Annotated in this window: 20 protein-coding genes; 16 read left to right on the forward strand and 4 right to left on the reverse strand. The window is 43.7% G+C overall.

What is annotated here, in order from left to right; all coding sequences use genetic code 11:
• Positions 1–12: 12 nt before the first annotated feature.
• The 8 genes from OCV57_RS04415 to OCV57_RS04450 all read left to right on the forward strand — a co-directional run bounded on the left by OCV57_RS04415 (position 13) and on the right by OCV57_RS04450 (position 8,195).
• A complete protein-coding gene (locus tag OCV57_RS04415) occupies positions 13–954 on the forward strand; it encodes an RnfABCDGE type electron transport complex subunit D (protein ID WP_267300577.1) in 942 nt (313 codons plus the stop codon).
• Positions 951–1,511 (forward strand): RnfABCDGE type electron transport complex subunit G, encoded by a 561-nt coding sequence (locus OCV57_RS04420; protein ID WP_267300578.1) that lies wholly within the window; start codon positions 951–953, stop codon positions 1,509–1,511. The genes OCV57_RS04415 and OCV57_RS04420 overlap by 4 nt, the downstream gene beginning before the upstream one ends.
• The gene (rsxE, locus tag OCV57_RS04425) at positions 1,504–2,187 is read left to right on the forward strand and encodes an electron transport complex subunit RsxE (RefSeq protein WP_022288500.1); all 684 of its coding nucleotides are present in this window, start codon (positions 1,504–1,506) and stop codon (positions 2,185–2,187) included. The genes OCV57_RS04420 and rsxE overlap by 8 nt, the downstream gene beginning before the upstream one ends.
• A 2-nt stretch (positions 2,188–2,189) precedes the next feature.
• The gene (locus OCV57_RS04430) at positions 2,190–2,759 is read left to right on the forward strand and encodes an electron transport complex protein RnfA (protein WP_022288499.1); all 570 of its coding nucleotides are present in this window, start codon (positions 2,190–2,192) and stop codon (positions 2,757–2,759) included.
• Positions 2,760–2,774: 15 nt separating this feature from the next.
• A complete protein-coding gene (locus OCV57_RS04435; RefSeq protein ID WP_138339326.1) occupies positions 2,775–4,046 on the forward strand; it encodes a 2-hydroxyacyl-CoA dehydratase in 1,272 nt (423 codons plus the stop codon).
• Between the two features lie 22 nt (positions 4,047–4,068).
• Positions 4,069–4,878, forward strand: coding sequence for an RnfABCDGE type electron transport complex subunit B (locus OCV57_RS04440; RefSeq protein WP_022288497.1), 810 nt, complete (start codon positions 4,069–4,071; stop codon positions 4,876–4,878).
• Positions 4,879–5,083: 205 nt separating this feature from the next.
• Positions 5,084–7,867: a right-handed parallel beta-helix repeat-containing protein gene (locus OCV57_RS04445; RefSeq protein WP_267300580.1), complete on the forward strand. Its 2,784-nt coding sequence runs from the start codon at positions 5,084–5,086 to the stop codon at positions 7,865–7,867.
• Between the two features lie 79 nt (positions 7,868–7,946).
• Positions 7,947–8,195: a hypothetical protein gene (locus tag OCV57_RS04450; protein ID WP_022288495.1), complete on the forward strand. Its 249-nt coding sequence runs from the start codon at positions 7,947–7,949 to the stop codon at positions 8,193–8,195.
• Between the two features lie 101 nt (positions 8,196–8,296).
• Here the strand turns inward: OCV57_RS04450 and OCV57_RS04455 are convergent, their stop codons facing one another.
• The 3 genes from OCV57_RS04455 to OCV57_RS04465 are packed head-to-tail and all read right to left on the reverse strand — an operon-like array spanning position 8,297 to position 12,425.
• On the reverse strand, positions 8,297–10,210 hold the full coding sequence (locus OCV57_RS04455; RefSeq protein WP_394804268.1) for an ABC transporter ATP-binding protein: 1,914 nt from the start codon (positions 10,208–10,210) through the stop codon (positions 8,297–8,299).
• Positions 10,211–11,968 carry an ABC transporter ATP-binding protein gene (locus OCV57_RS04460; RefSeq protein ID WP_267300581.1) on the reverse strand — a complete coding sequence of 586 codons (1,758 nt, stop codon included), beginning with the start codon at positions 11,966–11,968 and terminating at the stop codon, positions 10,211–10,213.
• Positions 11,969–11,993: 25 nt separating this feature from the next.
• The gene (locus tag OCV57_RS04465; protein ID WP_022288492.1) at positions 11,994–12,425 is read right to left on the reverse strand and encodes a MarR family winged helix-turn-helix transcriptional regulator; all 432 of its coding nucleotides are present in this window, start codon (positions 12,423–12,425) and stop codon (positions 11,994–11,996) included.
• A gap of 199 nt (positions 12,426–12,624) precedes the next feature.
• Between OCV57_RS04465 and OCV57_RS04470 the strand changes: the two genes are divergently transcribed.
• A complete protein-coding gene (locus OCV57_RS04470; protein WP_267300583.1) occupies positions 12,625–13,497 on the forward strand; it encodes a LysR family transcriptional regulator in 873 nt (290 codons plus the stop codon).
• 166 nt (positions 13,498–13,663) lie between these two features.
• On the opposite strand, the gene OCV57_RS04475 is transcribed toward OCV57_RS04470, so the two are convergent.
• Entirely contained in the window at positions 13,664–14,398 is a 735-nt protein-coding gene (locus OCV57_RS04475; RefSeq protein ID WP_267300584.1) for a M15 family metallopeptidase, read from the reverse strand.
• A gap of 247 nt (positions 14,399–14,645) precedes the next feature.
• Between OCV57_RS04475 and OCV57_RS04480 the strand changes: the two genes are divergently transcribed.
• The 7 genes from OCV57_RS04480 (at position 14,646) to OCV57_RS04510 (ending at position 20,923) form a co-directional block, all read left to right on the forward strand.
• On the forward strand, positions 14,646–15,368 hold the full coding sequence (locus tag OCV57_RS04480) for a carboxymuconolactone decarboxylase family protein (RefSeq protein ID WP_256322004.1): 723 nt from the start codon (positions 14,646–14,648) through the stop codon (positions 15,366–15,368).
• 15 nt (positions 15,369–15,383) lie between these two features.
• Positions 15,384–15,749 (forward strand): MerR family transcriptional regulator, encoded by a 366-nt coding sequence (locus OCV57_RS04485; RefSeq protein ID WP_038670807.1) that lies wholly within the window; start codon positions 15,384–15,386, stop codon positions 15,747–15,749.
• Positions 15,750–15,990: 241 nt separating this feature from the next.
• Positions 15,991–16,947: a hypothetical protein gene (locus OCV57_RS04490; RefSeq protein WP_267300585.1), complete on the forward strand. Its 957-nt coding sequence runs from the start codon at positions 15,991–15,993 to the stop codon at positions 16,945–16,947.
• A gap of 393 nt (positions 16,948–17,340) precedes the next feature.
• Positions 17,341–18,177: a glycosyltransferase gene (locus tag OCV57_RS04495; RefSeq protein WP_267300587.1), complete on the forward strand. Its 837-nt coding sequence runs from the start codon at positions 17,341–17,343 to the stop codon at positions 18,175–18,177.
• Positions 18,177–19,301, forward strand: a complete 1,125-nt coding sequence (locus tag OCV57_RS04500; RefSeq protein WP_267300588.1) for a CDP-glycerol glycerophosphotransferase family protein — start codon at positions 18,177–18,179, stop codon at positions 19,299–19,301. The genes OCV57_RS04495 and OCV57_RS04500 overlap by 1 nt, the downstream gene beginning before the upstream one ends.
• Positions 19,302–19,306: 5 nt before the next feature.
• Positions 19,307–20,161, forward strand: coding sequence for an ABC transporter permease (locus OCV57_RS04505; protein ID WP_147337897.1), 855 nt, complete (start codon positions 19,307–19,309; stop codon positions 20,159–20,161).
• Between the two features lie 27 nt (positions 20,162–20,188).
• Positions 20,189–20,923 carry an ABC transporter ATP-binding protein gene (locus OCV57_RS04510; protein ID WP_038670818.1) on the forward strand — a complete coding sequence of 245 codons (735 nt, stop codon included), beginning with the start codon at positions 20,189–20,191 and terminating at the stop codon, positions 20,921–20,923.
• The last annotated feature ends 24 nt before the right edge of the window (positions 20,924–20,947 follow it).

The raw sequence follows: 20,947 nt of genomic DNA on the forward strand, positions 1-20,947 counted from the left end.
AGGTAAGAAAATATGGAAAAAATGCTTGTCAGCCCTTCGCCTCAGATAAGGGATAATATTTCTACCTCTAAGGTGATGACCCATGTGCTTGTGGCGCTTTGCCCTGCACTTGCAATGTCTGCCTATGTTTTCGGCGGACGTGCACTTATGCTCACAGGCTTCTGCATGATAACGGCACTCATATGGGAAAGGCTTTGCAATCTTATAATGAAAAGGCCTGATTCCACAAAGGACGTTTCGGCACTTGTGACCGGTATGCTTTTGGCGTTCAATCTCCCTGTGACAATGCCTTATTGGCAGGCTGCTATCGGCACATTCGTTGCTATCGTTATAGTAAAGCAGCTTTTCGGCGGTCTGGGACAGAATTTTGCCAACCCTGCTATCGTGGGAAGAATAGTTCTTATGCTTGCTTTCACAGGCAACATGACCCATTGGGTAGTGCCTTTCTATGACCCTGACAATATCGTAACAGGTGCAACACCTCTTGCGGCGGCACATTCCGCCCCTGCCGATTATCTCGATCTTTTCCTTGGAAAAGTAGGCGGCTGTCTTGGCGAGGTGTCTGCGGCGGCTTTGCTCATTGGCGGCATATACCTTATAATGATGAAGATAATCTCAGTACATACACCTCTTGCATTTATCGGCACAGTTTTCGTGTTCTCATATCTTTGCGGCGAGGACGGCATCTATCAGATACTTGCAGGCGGCGTAATGCTCGGTGCATTCTTCATGGCAACTGACTATGTTACAACTCCTGTTACAAAAACAGGCAAGGTGATATTCGGTATCGGCTGTGGTATCATCACTTGTGTGATTCGTTTCTTCGGCTCTTATCCTGAGGGCGTTTCATTCTCCATACTGCTTATGAATATACTTACACCATATATCCACATGATAACAAAAACAAAGCCTTTAGGGGCTATATCAAAGAAGAAGGAGGCGAAGTCTGAATGAAAGATAAAATAATGCCTCCATTGGTGCTGACTATAATATGTATAGTTGTCAGCGGACTTTTGGTGCTTGCCTATAATGCCACATATGTTGACAATACAGGTGTTCTTACAGACGATATGAAAAAGGGCTGTGAGGAGATATTCGGCAAGGGCGATTATGAGATAATGCTTGACGGCGAGGGTGACAGCAAGACGCCTGTTACGTTCGACACAGAGGGCGTGAACTCCATTATCACAGACAAGGATAACGGCAGATGCGTTATCGAGATAACTGAGGACGGCTATTCAAAGGGTGGACTTCATCTGCTTATTGGTATAAACAGCGAGGGAACTGTCGAGGGGATAGAATTTCTCTCTATAGGCGAAACTCCGGGTCTTGGCACAAAGGTGCAGGACGATAGTTTTCTTTTAAAGCTAAAGGGCTTTGGTGTTGACACTGATGAAAATTCTATCGACAATGTTACCGCTGCCACCTATTCTTCAAAGGGAATGAAATCTGCGTGCAAAAAGGCTGTGAAGCTTTTTGACGAGCATAAGGAGGAGATACTCAATGGCTGAGAAAAATTCTAATCTGTATGAATTTACAAAGGGTATCATAAAGCAAAACCCGACTCTTGTTACGCTTCTTGGTATGTGTCCGACGCTTGCGGTCACAACAATGGCGAAAAACGGTATCGGCATGGGACTTGCCACAACGTTCGTGCTTGTCTGCTCAAACTTTGTTATATCCCTTTTGAAAAACGTTATCCCAAAGGCTGTAAGACTGCCTTGTTTTATCGTAATAATCGCAGGCTTCGTTACTCTTATCGAGTTTCTTATGAAAGGCTATATACCTGAGCTTTACAGTGCATTAGGCGTATTCCTGTCCCTTATCACGGTAAACTGTATTATCCTTGGCAGAGCGGAGGCTTTTGCCAGCAAGAACAAGATATTCCCGTCCATACTTGACGGACTTGGAATGGGTCTTGGCTTTACTCTCTCACTTTTCACAATGGGATCTATAAGAGAGATACTTGGAACAGGCTCATGGTTCGGCTTCAAGATACCTTTCCTGTGCGACGATCCTATGACAGTGTTCATCATGCCGGCAGGCGGATTTTTCGTGCTTGGCTGTCTTATCGCACTTGTGAACAAGATAGCGAACAAGAAGCCGCCAAAGGAGATTTCCTGCTCAGGCTGCCCAAATGCGGCTTTGTGCAAGGGTCAGTGCAGAACAGAGAGTGAGGAGGCATAAAAATGAGCTACATACTTATACTTATCGGCTGTGTGTTCGTAAATAACGTTGTGCTTTCTCAGTTCATGGGAATATGTCCTTTCCTTGGCGTATCAAAGCAGATGAAATCATCTGTGGGAATGGGTGCAGCGGTAATATTCGTTATGATTTGTGCAACAGCTATCACGTATCCTGTATACAGACTGCTTGAGCATTTCGGTATAGAGTATCTAAAAACAGTGGCATTCATACTTGTTATAGCAATGTTCGTTCAGCTTGTTGAGATAGTCATGAAAAAGATGATGCCGCCTCTCTATAAGGCACTGGGCGTTTATCTGCCTCTTATCACAACCAACTGTGCGGTGCTGGGTGTTACTATCGGAAACATAGACAACGGCTATAATTTTCTTCAGTCCCTTACAAACGCACTTGGAACAGGACTTGCGTTTACTCTTGCCCTCTTGCTTTTCAGCGGAGTAAGAGCAAGGATAGAAAACTGCGATTTTCCTGAAACTTTCAAGGGCGTGCCTGCAACGCTCATTGCGGCGTCTATCGTTTCGCTAAGCTTTATGGGCTTTTCGGGAATAATCTGATAATAATTTATCGATATGAAACGATCAAGGGTTGAATTTACAAAGCCGATGAAAAAGACCCACACTATATTGATACCATCAATGCTTGACTTCCACTTTCCGCTGCTTAAATATGCATTTCTTAGCGGCGGATATAAGTGCGACGTTATCGGGGTGAACGAATACAGTCGGTCACAAATGATAAACGCAGGCTGGGAATATTCAAATAATGATGTCTGCTTTCCCTGCAACCTCATAATAGGACAGTTCATATGTGCATTGAAAAGCGGCAAATATGACACCGCAAAAACAGCCTTGCTGCTGCCTCAAACAGGAGGAGGGTGCAGAGCGTGCAATTACATTATGCTGCTGCGAAAAGCTCTTTTGAAAGCCGGTCTGCAAAATGTTCCTGTGGTGTCACTTAATGTCAGCGGTGTTGAGAAACACAGCGGATTTTCCATAACGCCTAAAATGGTGCTGACGGCTTGTGCAGCGATCTATTACAGTGACTTGCTTTTGTATCTTTATAATGAGCTTTCACCATATGAACTAAAAAAGGGTGAAACGCTTGATAAAGTCCGCCTATGGAACAGCAGGCTGTCACGGCTCTTTGAACATGGCAAAGCAGCCGATCCGATCTCAATGTGCGTCATATTCCGCAAGATATGCGAAAGCTTTGCTACAATAAATTGTGATAAAAGCAGATTGGTCAAAAAGGTCGCCGTAACAGGGGAGCTTTACATAAAATTCTGTGCTCTCGGCAACGGCGAAACGGAGAAATACCTCCGTGATCTCGGTTGTCAGATATATATGAGCGGTTTTGTTCCATACATAATGTACCTTGCCGATTCCTGTACAAATGATGATAACATTTACGGAAGAAAAACCTTGGCAGGTGTGGGAGCAAAAGTCCTTATTGCCTATATGAAAACGCTTTGGTGCAAAATGAATTCTGCACTTGTACAAAACGGTTTCGAGCCTATGGAAGACTATAGATCCTTGAAAAGCTACGGTGAAAACTTTGGCTGCCTTGGCGAAACAATGGGGGACGGCTGGCTTATCGGTGCAGAAATGTGTTCAGCGTTGAAGAACGGCTGCAAAGGTGTTGTGATGCTGTTGCCGTTTGGCTGCCTTGTGAGCCACACCTGTGCAAGAGGCATAATAAAGCGTATAAAAAAGCTCTACCCAGACAGCATCATAACGGCGGTCGATCACGATTCGGGAACAGCGGACGTTAATATCAAAAACCGCATTAAGATGACCCTTGATTTTATGGATAATAATATAATGAAACACAACAAAAACTGAAATTCTGAAAGAGGAGAATGATATGGAATATTTGATCCCTTTGGCTATATTTGCCGCTTTGGGCATATTGGCAGGCGTCCTGCTGACGGTGGCTTCAAAAGTTTTTGCCGTTGAGGTGGATGAGCGTGTTGATGCTATCGCAGAAGCTCTTCCGCAGGCAAACTGTGGTGCTTGTGGCTTTTCAGGCTGTGCAGACTATGCCGACGCTATCGTGAACAAGGGTGCGGAATGTAACCTTTGCCGTCCTGGAGGCGAGGCTGCTGCAAAGAAGATAGCCGAGATAATGGGCGTTGAAGTGACTGCAGCGGAGCCACAGGTGGCTTTCGTGCGCTGTTCGGGAGATTGCTCTCATACACCGCATAAATACGATTTTGACGGCATTCAGAGCTGTGCGGCGTGCAACAGATTTTATGACGGAAGCAAGCTTTGCACAAGCGGCTGTTTAGGCTACGGCGATTGTATCAAGGTCTGCTCTCAGGGGGCAATATCTATCGTTGACGGCATTGCCGTTATCGACAAAGCAAAGTGCATGGGCTGTGGGCTTTGCGCAAAAGCCTGTCCAAATGGTCTTATCGCAGTGAGAAGGATCTCTCAGGCTGTGGATATCTGCTGCTCATCAAGAGATGTGGGCAGAGTGACAAGGTCTGTTTGTCCTAACGGCTGTATAGGCTGTAAGCTGTGCGAGAAAAACTGTCCGTCAGGTGCCGTTACAGTGCAGAACAACCACGCTGTTATCGACTATGACAAGTGTACAAACTGCGGAAAGTGTGCAGAGGTGTGCCGTGTTCACGCTATCAGGTCTATCATGGGCGAAAAAGTGGAAGTGCAGTAAAATATTTTGCTTTAAAGGCTCTCTTGACGTTTATACGTCAGGGGAGCTTTTTTTGTGCCAAAAATACACAGCCAAATTTGTGCAGTGTTCACGAAAAGTTTAGCATTTGTTGACATATACTTATAAATGATTTATAATACTATTTGTACGAATAATTGTCAGCGGCAAGAAAAATATAGCCGAACTTTAAGGAGAACACAGCAGAATGAACATTAAAGGCAACAGAATTATCAGTGAAAAAAACGTTTTCAGACGGATAGCGGCACTTTTGACAACGCTCTTGCTCGTTATCACAGCGATTCCCGAGGGCTTCTCTACGGCTATAACATCGGTGGCAGAAGCGGCAGATACGGCTGTGACAGGTGCGTATTTTGATACAGACGGCATGGAAATCGTCACTTATAACGTGGTTAATGACTTCGGTGCAGACAACACAGGAAACGCTATGACCGAAAAGCAGATACAGCAGGCACTTGACGCTGCACAGGAAAATTCAGGACAGGGCATTTTCACAAAGGTCGTGATACCAAAGGGAACGTATCTTATTTCTTCTGCACTTGTGGTATACAGCGGTACTTGGATATACTGTGAAGAGGGCGTTGAGATAAAAAGGTGCATTTCCTATGGACCTATGCTCAGGTGCGATAATAATGGTGTCGGCGGCTATGACGGCGTTAAAAATGTTATCGTTGAGGGCGGGCTTTGGAACGGAAACACAGACCAGTGGCCAAATACCGCAGATTTTTCAAATATCAGATTTGCACATTGCAGAAATATTCTTCTGAAAGATATGCACGTCAAAAATAACGAGAATGGTCATCATATGGAGATAGGCGGTGCGGCTGACGTCACCATAGAGGGCTGTACTTTTACAGGATATACAGGCTACAGGAAAAAAGAAGCCATTCAGCTTGATTGCATGAACAACAGCAGAGTTTTTGCAGGCTATGCGCCTTTTGATGATACATCATGCGAAAATGTGGTCATAAAGAATAATCTTTTCTCAGGCGTTTGCAGAGGTCTTGGTTCTCATTCCGCCACTCTGGGTATCTATTATACAGATATCCTTATTGAGGGCAACGTTTTTGAGAACCTCGACGATGTGGCAATGATAATGTACAATTATAAGAATTGTACCATAACGAATAACACTATCACAAACTGCGCAAGCGGTATAGAGTTCAAGGCAATGTCCAGCCTGCCTAACAACAATTTCAATCCCCCTGTGGTAAAGTCTATGGAGGAAGCAGTTGACGGCTTTGAGGACGACGCAAACTCTGTTATTTCATCTAACACTATCTCTGTAAGCGGTGATGACAAATATGGCATTACAAGCGGCATACGCCTGACAGGGTATGAGGTCAAGGACAATGGTGTTATCCCTGACTATAATTTCAGAGTGGCAGGAGTAAAGATCCTTGAAAATCGAATCGAGAGCAACGGAACCACTATCGCACTTAATGACGCTGAGAATTGCAGTATCGAATCAAATATTCTCGTTACAAAGCAGGACGGTGTTAATTACAAGGATAAAAATGGTCTTACTCTCAACGAGTGCGACAATATAAAGATAACAGATAACTATATTTCAGGCTCAGCCAGAAACGGTGCTTCCGTTACTGACAGCTCAGGGAATACCCTTGAGAACAATACCATAGAGAACGTTGGAATGAACGGAATAAATATCTACAACGGCTCTGAGAACAATATTGCAAGCTCAAACAGCGTAAATTCAGCGAAAAAGCATGGTATAGCAGTGGCTGCAAATTCTTCCGCTGTGATAAAGTCCAACAGCATTTCAAAGGCGGGGGACACGGGCATTCTTATTTATAACGGATCAAAGGGCGAGTGCTCAGGCAACAAAGTTAAAAATGCCGTGGGGCATGGTATCGTGTTCAGCAAGAACGCTTCTGGCAAGGCGGCTTCAAACACTGTTTCTGGCGCAGGCAAGCATGGCGTGCTTGTTACAGATCACTGCGGCAGTGTGGCTCTAAGCTCAAATAAGATATCAAACAGCAAGCAGAACGGCATTTGCGTGTCAAATTACAGCAGTTCTGTGAGTGTAAATTCAAACAGCATAAGTGGCTCAGGAAAAAGCGGCATAAGCGTAAGCTCTCACAGCAAGGCTTCGCTGAAAGACAACGCTGTGAACGGCTCAAAGTCTGCGGCAGTGTCAAAGAGCGCTGATTCTTCTATCATCCTGCCGAAAGTATCAGGATTGTCTGTTAATTCTGTGAATAATACGGATATACAGATCAGCTTTTCTGGCAGATCAACTAACAAATGCGGTTATGAGATATACAGGAAAACAGGCGCAAAGGGAAAATATTCTGCCGTGGGGACGACTGCAAAAGGAAAGTTTGCAGATGGATTTTTCAAGGCGAACACAGATTATTATTACAAAGTACGCTGTTATGAAACTGTGTCAGGCAAGAGGGTATACGGTGGATATTCCGCCGAGATAAAGGTAAGATCAGCAACGAAAAGATCTGTCGGGAAGGCGTCTGTCAAGGTGTCAGATCAGGTGTGGACAGGTAAGGCGCTGAAGCCTGCTGTCACTGTAAAGGACGGAAATGTCACCCTCAAAAAGGACATGGACTATACTGTAAGTTACTCCGCAAACAAGGGCATAGGCACTGCTAAGGTGACTGTCACAGGGAAGGGAAGCTACACAGGTAAGATAACAAAGACTTTCAAGATAAACCCACAGGGACAGAGCATTTCTGCCAAGGGCGACAAGAGCGGAAAGAAGATAGCGGTAACTCTTGCAAAGCACAGCTCAAATTCAGGCTATCAAGTGTCATATGCCGACAACAGCGGCTTTAAGAACAGCAAGTCCTTGTGGCTCAGCGGAAACTCAAAGAACAAAGGCACAATAAAAGGTCTTAAAAGCAAAAAGACATATTACGTCAAGGCAAGAGATTATAAGACAATTGGCAAGACCAAAGTGTACGGCAAGTGGTCGGCTGTGAAGAAGGTAAGTATTTAGGGCAAAAAATTTTCCAAGCCGATTGACAAGGCTCTTATAATGTGGTATAATTCAAGATATGACAAGGAAGGTGAATATAATGACCAATGTTGTAAAGGGCGATCAGGTAAAGGATTCATACGGCAAGATCTATGATGTTATCGAAGTTCATGAGCATAATGTTATGGTGCTTGAGCCGGGTAAACCATACTGGGAGCGTATCTGCATGGGACGTTTTGATTTCGACTCATATTTCAGAAGAGCAGATGAGCCTATGACAGATGATATGCCTCGTCCAATGGGCATCGATGAAGAAGATTTCGATGAGGACGAAGAGGAAGAAGAATAAGATTTATTGCGGTTGGCTTTTGTCAGCCGCATTTTTATTGCACAAAAACGCCACGGAGATATTCTCTCCGTGGCGTTTTTCTTTGGGCGGAATAGCCCCTTTTATGCTGTTTCTTCTGCGAAGTTTCCTGTGTAGAGCTGATAATACTTGCCCTTTTTGGCAATAAGCTCGTCATGTGTGCCACGCTCGATTATCCTGCCCTGCTCAAGTACCATTATGCAGTCTGAGTTTCTGACAGTTGAAAGTCTGTGGGCGATAACGAATGTTGTTCTGCCCTGCATGAGAGCGTCCATGCCTGCCTGAACAAGACTCTCTGTTCTTGTGTCGATAGAGGAGGTAGCCTCGTCAAGGATAAGAACAGGAGGATCGCCGACTGCCGCTCTTGCAATGGCTATGAGCTGACGCTGACCCTGTGAAAGGTTAGAGCCGTCACCTGTGAGAACAGTGTTGTAGCCGTCAGGAAGTCTTTCTATAAAGCCGTTTGCGTTTGCAAGCCTTGCGGCTGCCATACATTCCTCGTCGGTGGCGTCAAGGTTGCCGTAGCGGATATTTTCCATTACTGTGCCTGTGAAAAGGTGTGTGTCCTGCAAAACTATGCCGAGAGTTTTTCTCAGAGCAGGCTTCTTTATCTTTGTAATGTTTATTCCGTCATAGCGTATCTTGCCGTCCTGAATGTCATAAAAGCGGTTGATAAGATTTGTGATAGTTGTCTTTCCTGCGCCTGTTGAGCCAACAAAAGCTATCTTCTGACCAGGCTTTGCAAAAAGCTTTACGTCATGAAGAACGATCTTGCTGTCGTCATATCCGAAGTCAACACCGTCAAATACGACCTCGCCCTCCATTTTCTTGTAGTCAACAGTGCCGTCAGCCTGATGACGATGCTTCCAAGCCCATATGCCTGTACGCTCTTTGCATTCTTCAAGCTCACCATTCTGGTTGTATTTTGCATTAACGAACTCAACATAGCCCTCGTCTGTTTCAGGCTTCTGGTCGAGGAGGTCAAACACTCTGCCTGCGCCTGCGGTAGCCTGAACAACGAATGCCATTTGCTGGCTTATCTGTGTGATAGGCTGTGTGAAGTTCTTGTTAAGGGATACAAATGTTACGATAGTGCCGAGGGTAAGACCTGCATAGCCGTTTATGGCAAGGATAGCTCCCACAATGGCACAAAGCACATAGCTGAGGTTTCCGATATTTGCGTTTATCGGCATCATGATATTAGCGTACTTGTTAGCTTCGTTTGCACTGACTCTCAGCTTGTCATTTATCTTTACAAAGTCTTCTATTGCCTTATCCTCGTGACAGAACACCTTTACTACTTTCTGTCCGTCAAGCATTTCTTCGATAAAGCCGTCAACTGCGCCAAGGTCACGCTGCTGAGCCGCAAAGTGCGCTCCTGACTTTGAAGCGAGATCGTTGGTCACCTTTACCATTACAAATGCCATTGCGATAGAGAGTATGGTAAGAGGAATGTTGAGGATTATCATGGAAACGAGGGTGGATATAAGTGTTGCAAGAGAGTTTATAAGCTGAGGTATGCTCTGGCTGATAAACTGTCTGAGAGTATCAACGTCATTTGTGTATACTGACATGATGTCGCCATGCGGGTGTGTGTCAAAATACTTGATAGGAAGTGTTTCCATGTTGAGAAACAGATCATCTCTTATGTTTCTCAGCGTACCCTGACCGATGTTTACCATTATCCTGTTGTATGCGTATGAAGCCGCAATGCCCACAACGTATACTACTGCAAGACCGCCGAGAGCCTTTGCAAGAGGTGAAAAATCATGGCTGGAGGTCTTTAGCATCGGTGTGATGTAGTCATCAACAAGTGACTGCATGAACATCATTCCCGCAAGTGTGGTGACAGCCTGAATAAGTATGCACGCCACAACTATTATAAATGAGAATTTATAGTTTTTGAGCATATATTTCATTACTCTGCCGAGGACTTTCATCTGGTCGCCTGACATTTTAGGCTTGCCGCCCATTTCTTTATTCATTGGCTTAGGCATTTAAGCTTCCTCCTTTCCTGCTGACTGAACGTCGAAATCTCCGCCGCCCTTTACCTGAGATTCATATATCTCACGGTATATCTCGTTTGTTTCAACAAGCTTTTCGTGTGTGTCAAAGCCGTTTACTCTGCCACCGTCAAGAACTATTATCCTGTCGGCGTCCTGGACGCTTGAGATCCTCTGTGCGATAATGAACTTTGTTGTGCCTGGGATAGACTTTGCGAATGCCGCTCTTATCTTTGCGTCTGTTGCAGTGTCTACTGCGCTTGTGGAGTCGTCAAGGATAAGAACCTTTGGCTTTTTCAGAAGCGCTCTTGCAATACAAAGTCGCTGCTTCTGTCCGCCTGATACGTTTGTGCCGCCCTGTTCGATATAAGTTTCATACTTTTCAGGAAAGCGTTCAATGAACTCGTCAGCGCAGGCAGCCTCACAGGCTTCGATACACTCGGCGTCTGTGGCGTTTTCGCTGCCCCAGCGTAGGTTGTCAAGGATAGTGCCTGAGAAAAGCACGTTTTTCTGCAATACTACAGAAACCTGATTTCTCAGATATTCCATATCGTAATCTCTTACGTCCTTGCCGCCAACGCACACAGAACCGTCGTCAACGTCATAAAGACGGCTGATAAGATTTACAAGGCTTGTTTTTCCGCAGCCTGTTGAGCCTATGATGCCGATAGTTTCGCCGGACTTGATGTGCAGGTCGATATTGTTAAGCACCATTTTTCCGCTTCCATGCTTGTATGAGAAGCTTACATTGTTGAAGTCAACAGAGCCGTCTTTCATATCCTTTGCTGGGTTCTCACCGTTGTGAAGATCAGGTGTTTCCTTGAGTATCTCTGAGATACGTCTGATACTTGCTGTACTCATTGATATCATAACGAATATCGTAGAGAGCATCATAAGTGACATCATGGCGGAGATAACATATGTAAAAACAGATGAAAGCTCGCCTGTTTTCATAGTGCCTGCAACAACATTCTTTGCGCCAAGCCAGCTTATGAGCATTATGCAGGAGTAGATAACGAACATCATAACAGGGCTGTTCAGTGCGATAAGGCTCTCAGCCTTTACGAACATCTTATAGAGATTGCCTGAGGCTTTCTTGAATTTCTTCTGCTCGAAGTCCTCTCTTACATATGCCTTTACAACTCTGATAGCCGATACGTTTTCCTGTATGCTTGCGTTAAGGTCGTCATACTTTTTGAAAGCCTCTGTGAAAACTTTCATCGTCTTTTTAACGATGATTCCAAGAACTATGCCAAGAAGAACGATAGCTGCAAGGAATATGGTGCTCATTGAGCCGCTTACTGCAAAGCACATTGCCATTGAGCAGATGAGCATCAGCGGCGCTCTCACTGCGATACGGATTATCATTTGGTATGCGTTCTGAACGTTTGTAACGTCAGTTGTCATTCTTGTTACAAGACCTGCGGTGCTGAATTTGTCGATGTTTGAGAACGAATAGGTCTGCACCTTGCGGTAGATAGCTTCACGAAGATTGCAGGCAAAGCCTGATGAAGCCGAAGCCGCATATTTTCCTGCAAGAAAGCCCGAAAGCAGGCTGACCATTGCCGCCACTACCATTACGCCACCGAAAATATAAACGTTTGTCATGTTGCCTTTTTCAATGCCGTCGTCGATTATCTTCGCCATTATAAAAGGCAGAAGCATTTCCATAAAGACCTCAAGTGCGGTAAAGACAGGGGTCAGAATGGAGTCCTTCTTGTACTGTTTGATCTGTGCTAGTATTTCTTTCAAGCCAGATCCCTCCTCTCGCTTATTTTTATATTGTATTGTCTATCATTTTTTTCTGGAGCCGTTCCATTTCGTCAAGCTCCTGATCTGTAAAATTACGGAAAGCCATTGTTTCTATCTTTTTAAGACAGTCGCAAATGTCCTGCTGGAGGGTATAGGCTTTCTCGGTTGCTATTATCTTCTTGTGACGCTCGTCATCATCACTGCCCTCATAGGAGAGATATCCTCCTGCACGGAGCTTTTTTATAAGCCCTGATACCGTCGCACGGGAAATATTCAGATCGTGGTGTATCGCCGTTGAGAAAACAGGCTCGCCATTATGTTCCATTATGTACATAAGCACATGGCTCTGAGCGGCGGTTATACCCTTGCCTGCGAGCATGGTGTTTATCTCGCATTCTATTTTCAGATGAATGTATTTGGAATACCGCAGAATGTTCTTTTTTCTGTTATCCGCCAAATTGTTCGCCTCCTTACATTTTTGCGCCTAACATTTTGCTTTAATTAATAATATCACACTTTTACTTGAAAGTGAAATACAAATATGTTATAATTAATAAAAGAATTTTATAGATTGCTATCAAATTTAATTTTTATTAAGAATTGTTTACCAAACGAAACAATTTGCGGAAATAAACAAACATAAAGGGGCGGTTTTTGTGAATACTGTACAATTGGAGTGCTTTTTGGCTGTGGCGCAGTATCTTAACTTTTCCAAGGCGGCGGAATCTGTGAGCATCACTCAGCCTGCGGTGAGCCACCAGATAGGTTCTTTGGAGGACGAGCTAGGGGTGAAGCTTTTCGTGCGAACGAGCAAGAGCGTTTCGCTCACAAGAGAGGGTATAATGTTTATTTCAGACGCAGAGCAGATACTTAAAATAGCAGGCTCAGCAAAATTCAGGCTGTCAGAAAAGCTTGAGGACGAACCTGTAAGGATAAGCATAGGCTGTCACAATCAGGCGGAGCTGAACGTTTTGACTCCTGCCCTAAGAGAAATGTCCAGGCTTTATGATGATCTTTTGCCGTATATAGATCTTACTCCGTTCAAGTCTATAGACAATCAGCTCAAAGATCAGAAAATACAGCTTTTGCTGTCTTTTAAAAGTCCTCATAAACAGCCTTTTGACTATGTGGAGCTTTGCCGCTGTCAGTTTATGTGCCTTTGCCAGAAAGATCACCCTCTTGCAAAGGCGGATAGCCTTGATGTGGACGATATCTCAGGCAGACCTATTTTTATAGAGCGCCACACCTGTCCTGACGAGATATTTGCCTTGCAGCACAGGATACTTGCGAACGGCAAGGTGGATAAGATAATATTCTGTGGAGATTATGAAAGCGCAGTTGCAATGGCGGAAGCGGGGCTGGGGTTTATGATTTTCCCCGCCATAGGGGACGCTTACAAAGGTCCGCTAAAAGCGATACCAATAAAAGGTGTGAAAGATATATCTTTCGGTGTTTATTATCTCAGGTCGCAGCTTGAACAGCAGGCAAAGGATATGCTTAGGATACTCAAAAATCAGTTTGCAAAATAAAAGCACTGTATCGGTGGGTGATACAGTGCTGTGAATGTTGCAAAGAAAATAATTAGTGGGCGACCTCAGGTCGCCCATACATAAAATCGCATATCAATAAGTGGTAGGGGCGAACAGCGTTCGCCCGCAGTATTACATATCAAACAATGGGTACATAATTTCATTTTTATGACACATTCTGTAAATATTCTTCAAGGCAGAGGTCATTTTCATACATTTCCTTTGCCGCCTTTTCGCCAACATATCTGTAGTGCCATTCTTCTGGAATAATGCCGGTAATATCCTGCTTTTCGGCTGTGTAACGCTCTATAAAGCCATATTTGTAGCTGTTTTTGGCGAGCCAATCCCATACTTCCTGATTTGTAACTCTACTGTCACCGCTTGCGATATCGACACACAGACCAAGCTCGTGTTCGCTTGTGCCGGGCATCGCCACCCATTCTTCCGCATAGGCTTTCGCCTTTTTGTCGCTGTAGCCTATTTTCTGATAGTGTTCATATTTGCTCTTAAGTATGTCCTGCTGATCCTCTGCGGTGCGGAACGATGATGTGATAGTTGGATATATCCCCTGCGAGCGTGCGTCATCAAACATTTTCTGAAGCTGTGGGTAAATGCGGCAGTCCACTGCCTGACCATTGTCAAGGGCGGTGAGTATCACTGAGCAATTCTCGCATATAGGCGTGTCATTGTTCACCAATGTGAGCTGCCAGTCCTGCCGGGCATTATACTCCGCAAGCTGAGATGAGGTCACGCTGTCGTCATAGGTGTATTCCACTGCGGCAGGGGTGAACTGCTTCTTGGACTTCATATCAGGAATGTAATATCTGTATATAAGTAATGCCACAACCAAAATAATAATTGTGGTGGCAATTACGATATGCTTTTTGTTTTTATTTGTCATAATGACCGCTCCTTTGCTTTTGCTGTATCAATGATACCATATTAAAGAAGCTTTCGCACGAGTATTATCTTAACTGTTTCATAAGATTTTCTTAATGTGTCGGACTAGCGTTAAGCTATTGTCGGTGATAACAAATTTTGCATGACGATTTGTGCATATCGACGATTTTATAGAAAAGGTCTTGACTTGGAGCTAACTCCAGGTGGTAAAATGTAATCAATAAATAAAACTCCAGGAGGTAATTACCATGGCAGTAAAACAGACAGCAGGCAGAAATAGTCTTGGCGACCTTGCACCTAAATTCGCAGAGCTTAATGATGACGTTCTTTTCGGCGAGGTATGGTCAAGAGAGGACAAGCTCTCACTGAGAGACCGTTGTATCGTTACGGTAACAGCTCTTATGGCAAAGGGCATTACAGACAATTCTATCAAATATCATATAGAGAACGCTAAAAATCACGGAGTAACAAAGACAGAAATGGTGGAGATCATCACTCACGCCGCATTTTATGTTGGCTGGCCTAACGCTTGGGCTGTCTTTCCAATGGTAAGGGAAGCGTATGCTGAGGAAAAGGACGGCTGTTCAGACTCGCTTTTTGGTCTTGGCGAGCCAAATGTGAACTTTGCTCAGTATTTTATAGGTAACAGCTATCTTAAACCGCTGAATGTCAAGGGCGTAGGCGTTTTTAACGTTACCTTTGAGCCAAAGTGCAGAAATAACTGGCATATCCACCACAAGGGCGGACAGATAATTCTTTGTACAGATGGCGAGGGCTGGTATCAGGAATGGGGTCAGCCTGCAAGAAAGCTACACCCTGGTGATGTTGTTTACATTGCTCCGGAGATAAAGCATTGGCACGGTGCAACAAAGGACGAGTGGTTCACGCACGTTGCTCTTGAGATACCTGCCGAGGGTGCATCGAACGAGTGGTGCGAGCCTGTTTCAGACGAGCAGTATAATGCACTTTAATAGAGAGGTAAAGCTATGACTATTTCTGAAGTTAGTGAGAAATACGGGCTTACACCCGATACACTGAGATACTATGAGCGTATAGGACTTATTCCGCCTGTGCCAAGAACGAAAAGCGGTCTTAGGGACTATGATGAAAGCTCATGCAATTGGATAGAGTTCATAAAGTGCATGAGAGGCGCAGGTCTGCAAATAGAAGCCCTTATCGAGTATGTTGCTTTGTATCAGCAGGGCGACAGCACTATCGAGGCAAGAAAAAATCTGCTTATCGAGCAGAGAAAAGATCTCCTTGAAAAGCAGACTGAGATAGCTGCGACTATCGACAGACTCAACTATAAGATAGACAATTACGAAAAGATATGCGCTAAGGTCATAAAGTGACGGATAAGGTCTTGTTACAAAGGACGGCAGTAAAATGCCGTCCTTTTTTTGCAAAACTTGCTCTTTTCTGCTTTGATTTTTAACAATTTTATGCTATAATAAAACATAAATAATATGATTCTCTAGGAATCGTGGAAACATTCACTTAACATTATAATAGAATAAAAACGAAGGATATGGAAAATGCTGATGTGGAAAATAATAGCAGTGACAAAGAAACAGAGAAACAGGAGGAATGTATATGACTTATAAAAAGAATGTTTCAAAAATGGTGATTGCCATCGTTTGTGTCATTTTGTTTGCTATGACTGCGTTTTATTGTGTGCCGAGATTCTCTTTGCTTTCGTCGAATGCAGTGTCAGCAACGGTTGTGGATGCGGACAAGCATGGGACTGGCGGTTATGCAGTATTAAAGGTAGATGGAGCCAGAGAGGATGGAGGAACGATATTTTTCCATTATTATTATCCAGGAAACAAGTCTCATCTAAAACCAGATGAAAGTGTGTTGGTAAGTGGTAACATCATGTTTATGGATGAATCGACAAAACAGGGTGTGAACGCAGACTTGGTTATCGGAACAAGGATGCCAGTACTTATATGTTTGATTTTATCCTTGCTGGGGGTGGTTGGTGCAATTTGCCTGTTACCATCTGCAATTCGCAATTTCCATAATAAACCGTGGAGTAGTGATGAGGAGATAGCCACTAGGAACAAATTGGTGAATGCACTTTATACGGCTGAGATCTTAGCACTTGTAGTTGCTTTGATTTTCTTTGTGGCTGGTATGACGCAAGTGGTTGGATATGCCTGTGAGAAAAATCATACAACAGGAAATGTAACATATCAAAATTCTCGACAGAGCTCCCAGCATGTCAAGGTACATAGCGGAAACGGTGTCAGAAATTACAAATCACATTATGGGAAAGGCATTCGGTCAACCTATACGGTGTTGCAGATCAAGGCGAATTCGCCGGTAAATGGCACCGATGTGTTCTGGTACGAGGGAAATTGCATTATTCTGGGTAGCAAGAACGTTTATATAGGTTATAATGATAATTCTATGTCAGTCTTATCACAGTTTGAATTAGTAATGACGATCATAAGCGGTATGTTTTTATTAGTTCATGCAGTTTCTGCAATGTTGATCAGCAAGAAAAATCCATATGGAGGAAAAATCTTCTGGTTCTTTAAATTTTGATAAGCTCTTTCAGGAGTTGTTTTATATAATTTCACTTAAAATATTTGAGAGAAATGTATAAAGCTATATTGACAATAGCATTTCTCGTTATGACCTATGAAATATCCATAGTATTTATTGCGATCGTTAAGGCTCCAACTTATTTTTGATAAAATGCCTCTTTTCAAATTACTATTAAGTGTGCTATAATCGATCTTAGTGCAATACGCTCCTTCTTTCATTTTTTATTTGCCTTTTGTTGCTTAAATGCGCTATTTTTTCAACATTTTATTGTTGATTTTGGGGAAAGTTAAGCCCCGCCTGCGTTGACAAACAGCGGTTTTAATGGTATAATGGAATAGCTTACAGATTTGTGGGGATAATTTTGACAGAATGAAAAAAGGACGGTGCGCTATGGTAGTGAAAAATGTGGAGTTGCCTGAATACAGCGTGCTTATGTCTGTTTATGCAGGAGAGAAGCCTGAACATCTCAGGACAAGTATCGAGAGTATGCTGTCACAGACCTATGTGACGAACGATTTTGTGCTTGTGTGCGATGGAAAGCTCACAAAGGAGCTTGACGAGGTAGTAGACTACTATGAGGAGAATTACGAGTGCTTTCACCCCATAAGGCTCAAGGAGAATGTTGGCACAGGAAGATGCGCTAACAGGGGTATAGACGCCTGCAAAAATGAGTATATAGTCAAAATGGACTCTGACGATATCGCTAAGCCTGACCGCTGTGAAAGGTCGCTTTATGCTATGGCGAAGCACCCTGAGATAGATATGCTTGGGGCTTATATAGACGAGTTCGACAGTCAGACGGGCGAAGTGATAGCCACAAAGAAAACACCACTGACCAATAAAGAGATACACAAATATGCAAGGCGGAGAAATCCGTTCAATAATCAGACCCTTGTTTATAAGAAATCCCGTGCTTTGAGCGTGGGAGGTTACAGCAATATAAAACGCTGTGAGGACTATGAGTTCGTGGTGAAAATGCTTGCGGACGGCGCAAGGGGAATAAATCTTGACAAAACGCTTGTGATGTACAGAGTTACGGCGAACAATTATGAGAGAAGAAGAAACTGGGCGAACACAAAGTCCTTTGTGAATGTCAGGTGGAAGATATTCCGTATGGGATATTCAAACCTGTGGGACTTTATTGTTCCATGCACTTTTCAGTTTTTCATTTTCATAATGCCGAAATCGCTGACAGGCAAGATATATAAGAGGTTTCTTAGGGGATAATGGAGAGCCGCAAACGTATAATAAGACAGCACATAAAATCAGCACTGCAAAAAACGCTTTTGCCGCTGTGCTACAAGCTGTCAAAGAAAAAGGATATAGACAAAAAGCTCGTTATCCTTGCAGACCTTAACAGCGTTTCTACTCCTGAGAGCATGGAACTTATAAAAGCGGAGCTTCAAAGCCGTGGCTATAAGGTCAGGGAGATGTACTGTGACCTTTCAAGCTGTGGAATGGTCTCGGGGCTTAAATATATGATGAGCTTTATGAAAGCTTACGCAAATGCAAGGGCTGTGTTCATATGCAACTATTTTGTGCCTGTGACTTCTTGCAAAAAGCGTGAGGAAACCACAGTGGTTCAGCTTTGGCATTCCTGCGGAGCATTGAAAAAGTTCGGCTATGACAGCGAGGAGGATATATCTTCCCATTTCAAAGGCTCTGTTACAAGAAATTTTGACCTTATCACTGTGAGCAGTAAAGAGTGCGTAAAGGCTTTTGTGTCTGCGTTCAGGCTGAAAGAAGATATCGTAAAGCCCCTTGGCGTCAGTCGTACGGACGTGTTCTTTGATGAAAGCTACAACGAGCAGTGCAGACGTGAGTTCTTTGAGAGATATCCCGACTATAAGGGCAAGAAGATAGTGCTTTATGCGCCGACGTTCAGGGGGAATGCTTTGGATTGTCATTGCGTGGGCGAGGAGTATGCCGCAGAGCTTGAAAAAAAGCTTGGGGAGGCTTGGAAAGTCATTATAAAAATGCACCCCAGACTTCACAGCGGGCTGACTAACTGCGATATTGCTACAAACAGGCTCATGCCTGTGGCAGACGTGCTTGTGACGGACTATTCGTCGCTTGTGTTCGAGTATGCACTGTATAAAAAGCCGTGGGTGATATTTGCCCCTGATATTGAGAGCTACAGCAAGGGCAGGAGCTTTTATCTTGATTATAAAGCAGATATGCCTGCACCTTTGGTGACGGAGGGAGAGAAGCTTGCACAGGCTGTGCTTGACAGTGAAAAGAGCTTTGACCATGAGGGCGTGGAGCGTTTCACGGAAAAATATATGTCTGCCTGCGACGGCAGGTCAACGGAAAGAATAATCGACAGCGCTTTGGAAAAAGAGCGTTTTTGACGGAGATGATAAAAATAGAAGGAAAAAAGTTTGATTGGTTCGGGCTTACCCAGATATTGAAGGAGCATAAGGGAAAGCTCAGACAGATAAGAATGTTGTCGGTGAACGAGCTGAAAAAGAAGTATAAGGGCGCAGCGCTTGGCCCATTGTGGGCGCTTATAAAGCCGACCTTTACGCTTTTTATACTGTGGTTTGCCTTTGAGATAGGTCTAAAAAGAAACGGTGGAGTGCATTTCATTAACGGAAAGTATACTCAGTTCGTTTTCATGCTCACTGGCTATGTGCCGTGGTTTTATATTTCAGAATGTATCGTTGGAGGATCGAGGTCAATAAGAAGCAACAAGCAGTTTGTAACAAAGCTGTCCTTCCCTGTTTCAAATATCATGACCTTTACCTCACTTTCGGGACTTTATATCCACATTTTGCTGTGTGCTATAATGTATGTGGTGTTGCTGTGTCTGGGCTTTGGACCGAGTATTTACAATCTTCAGTTTATCTATTATGCGCTGATGATGTATTTTTTCTTCCTTGTGCTTTCGTGGATGACTGCTCCTCTCAGTGCGTTCAGCAAGGATTTTGAAAATCTTATAAACTCTGTTATAACAGGACTTTTTTGGCTTTCAGGTATATTCTGGAACACATATGATATCTCACCTTTGTGGCTGAGAAAACTCATGTATTTCAACCCTATAAACTATTTTGTAAACGGCTATAGAAAGAGCTTCCTTACAGACACGTTTATTTTTGATTCTAACTATACCACCGAAACGATAGTGTTCTATGCGGAGTTTATCTTTATGATATTCCTCGGAGCGCACACCTATAAGAAGTTCAGGAAGATACTTCCTGACGTTCTGTAACAAAGGCTGAAAGGAACTGACTTTTAAATGGAAAATCAAGCGACTGAGCCAATTATTGAATTTTTGGACGTAAAAAAAGAATACTTTTTATATAAAAACGAAAAGGCACGCTTTAAGGCTATTTTCACAAAAAACAGGGGAGTAAAGAAGCACCCTGCCCTTAAAGGTGTGAGCTTCAAGATATACCCAGGCGAGTCTGTGGGAATTATCGGAAAGAACGGTGCAGGAAAATCGACCATTCTGAAAATGATAACAGGCGTAAGCTTTCCAAACAGCGGCACTATCACTGTAAGAGGAAAGGTTGCCGCATTGCTTGAGCTTACAGCAGGCTTTTCACTGGATATGACGGGTATGGAAAATATCTATCTAAAGGGCTATCTACTCGGTCTTAATGACGATCAGATAAAGGAGATAGAGCAGGATATAATTGATTTTGCAGATCTTGGAGAGTATATCGACCAACCTGTAAGAACATATTCAAGCGGAATGAAAATGCGTCTTGGCTTTGCTATCAATATAAATATCAAGCCTGATATCCTCGTTGTTGACGAGGCACTGAGCGTTGGCGATGCAGACTTTCAGAAGAAGTGCCGTGACAAGATAAATGATGTTATCGCCACTGGTGTAACGGTACTGTTCGTTTCCCACTCACGCAAGGCTATCGAGGAAACTTGCACAAGGGCGATATTCCTAAAAGACGGCAAGGTGCAGGTGGACGGCACTGTTGAGGAAGCCTTTGACGCTTACGATAAGAAAAAATGATCATGAAAGCTTTTCGTTTTTTGA

The sequence above is a fragment of the Hominimerdicola aceti genome, from assembly GCF_025567495.1.
GTDB lineage: Bacteria > Bacillota > Clostridia > Oscillospirales > Ruminococcaceae > Hominimerdicola > Hominimerdicola aceti.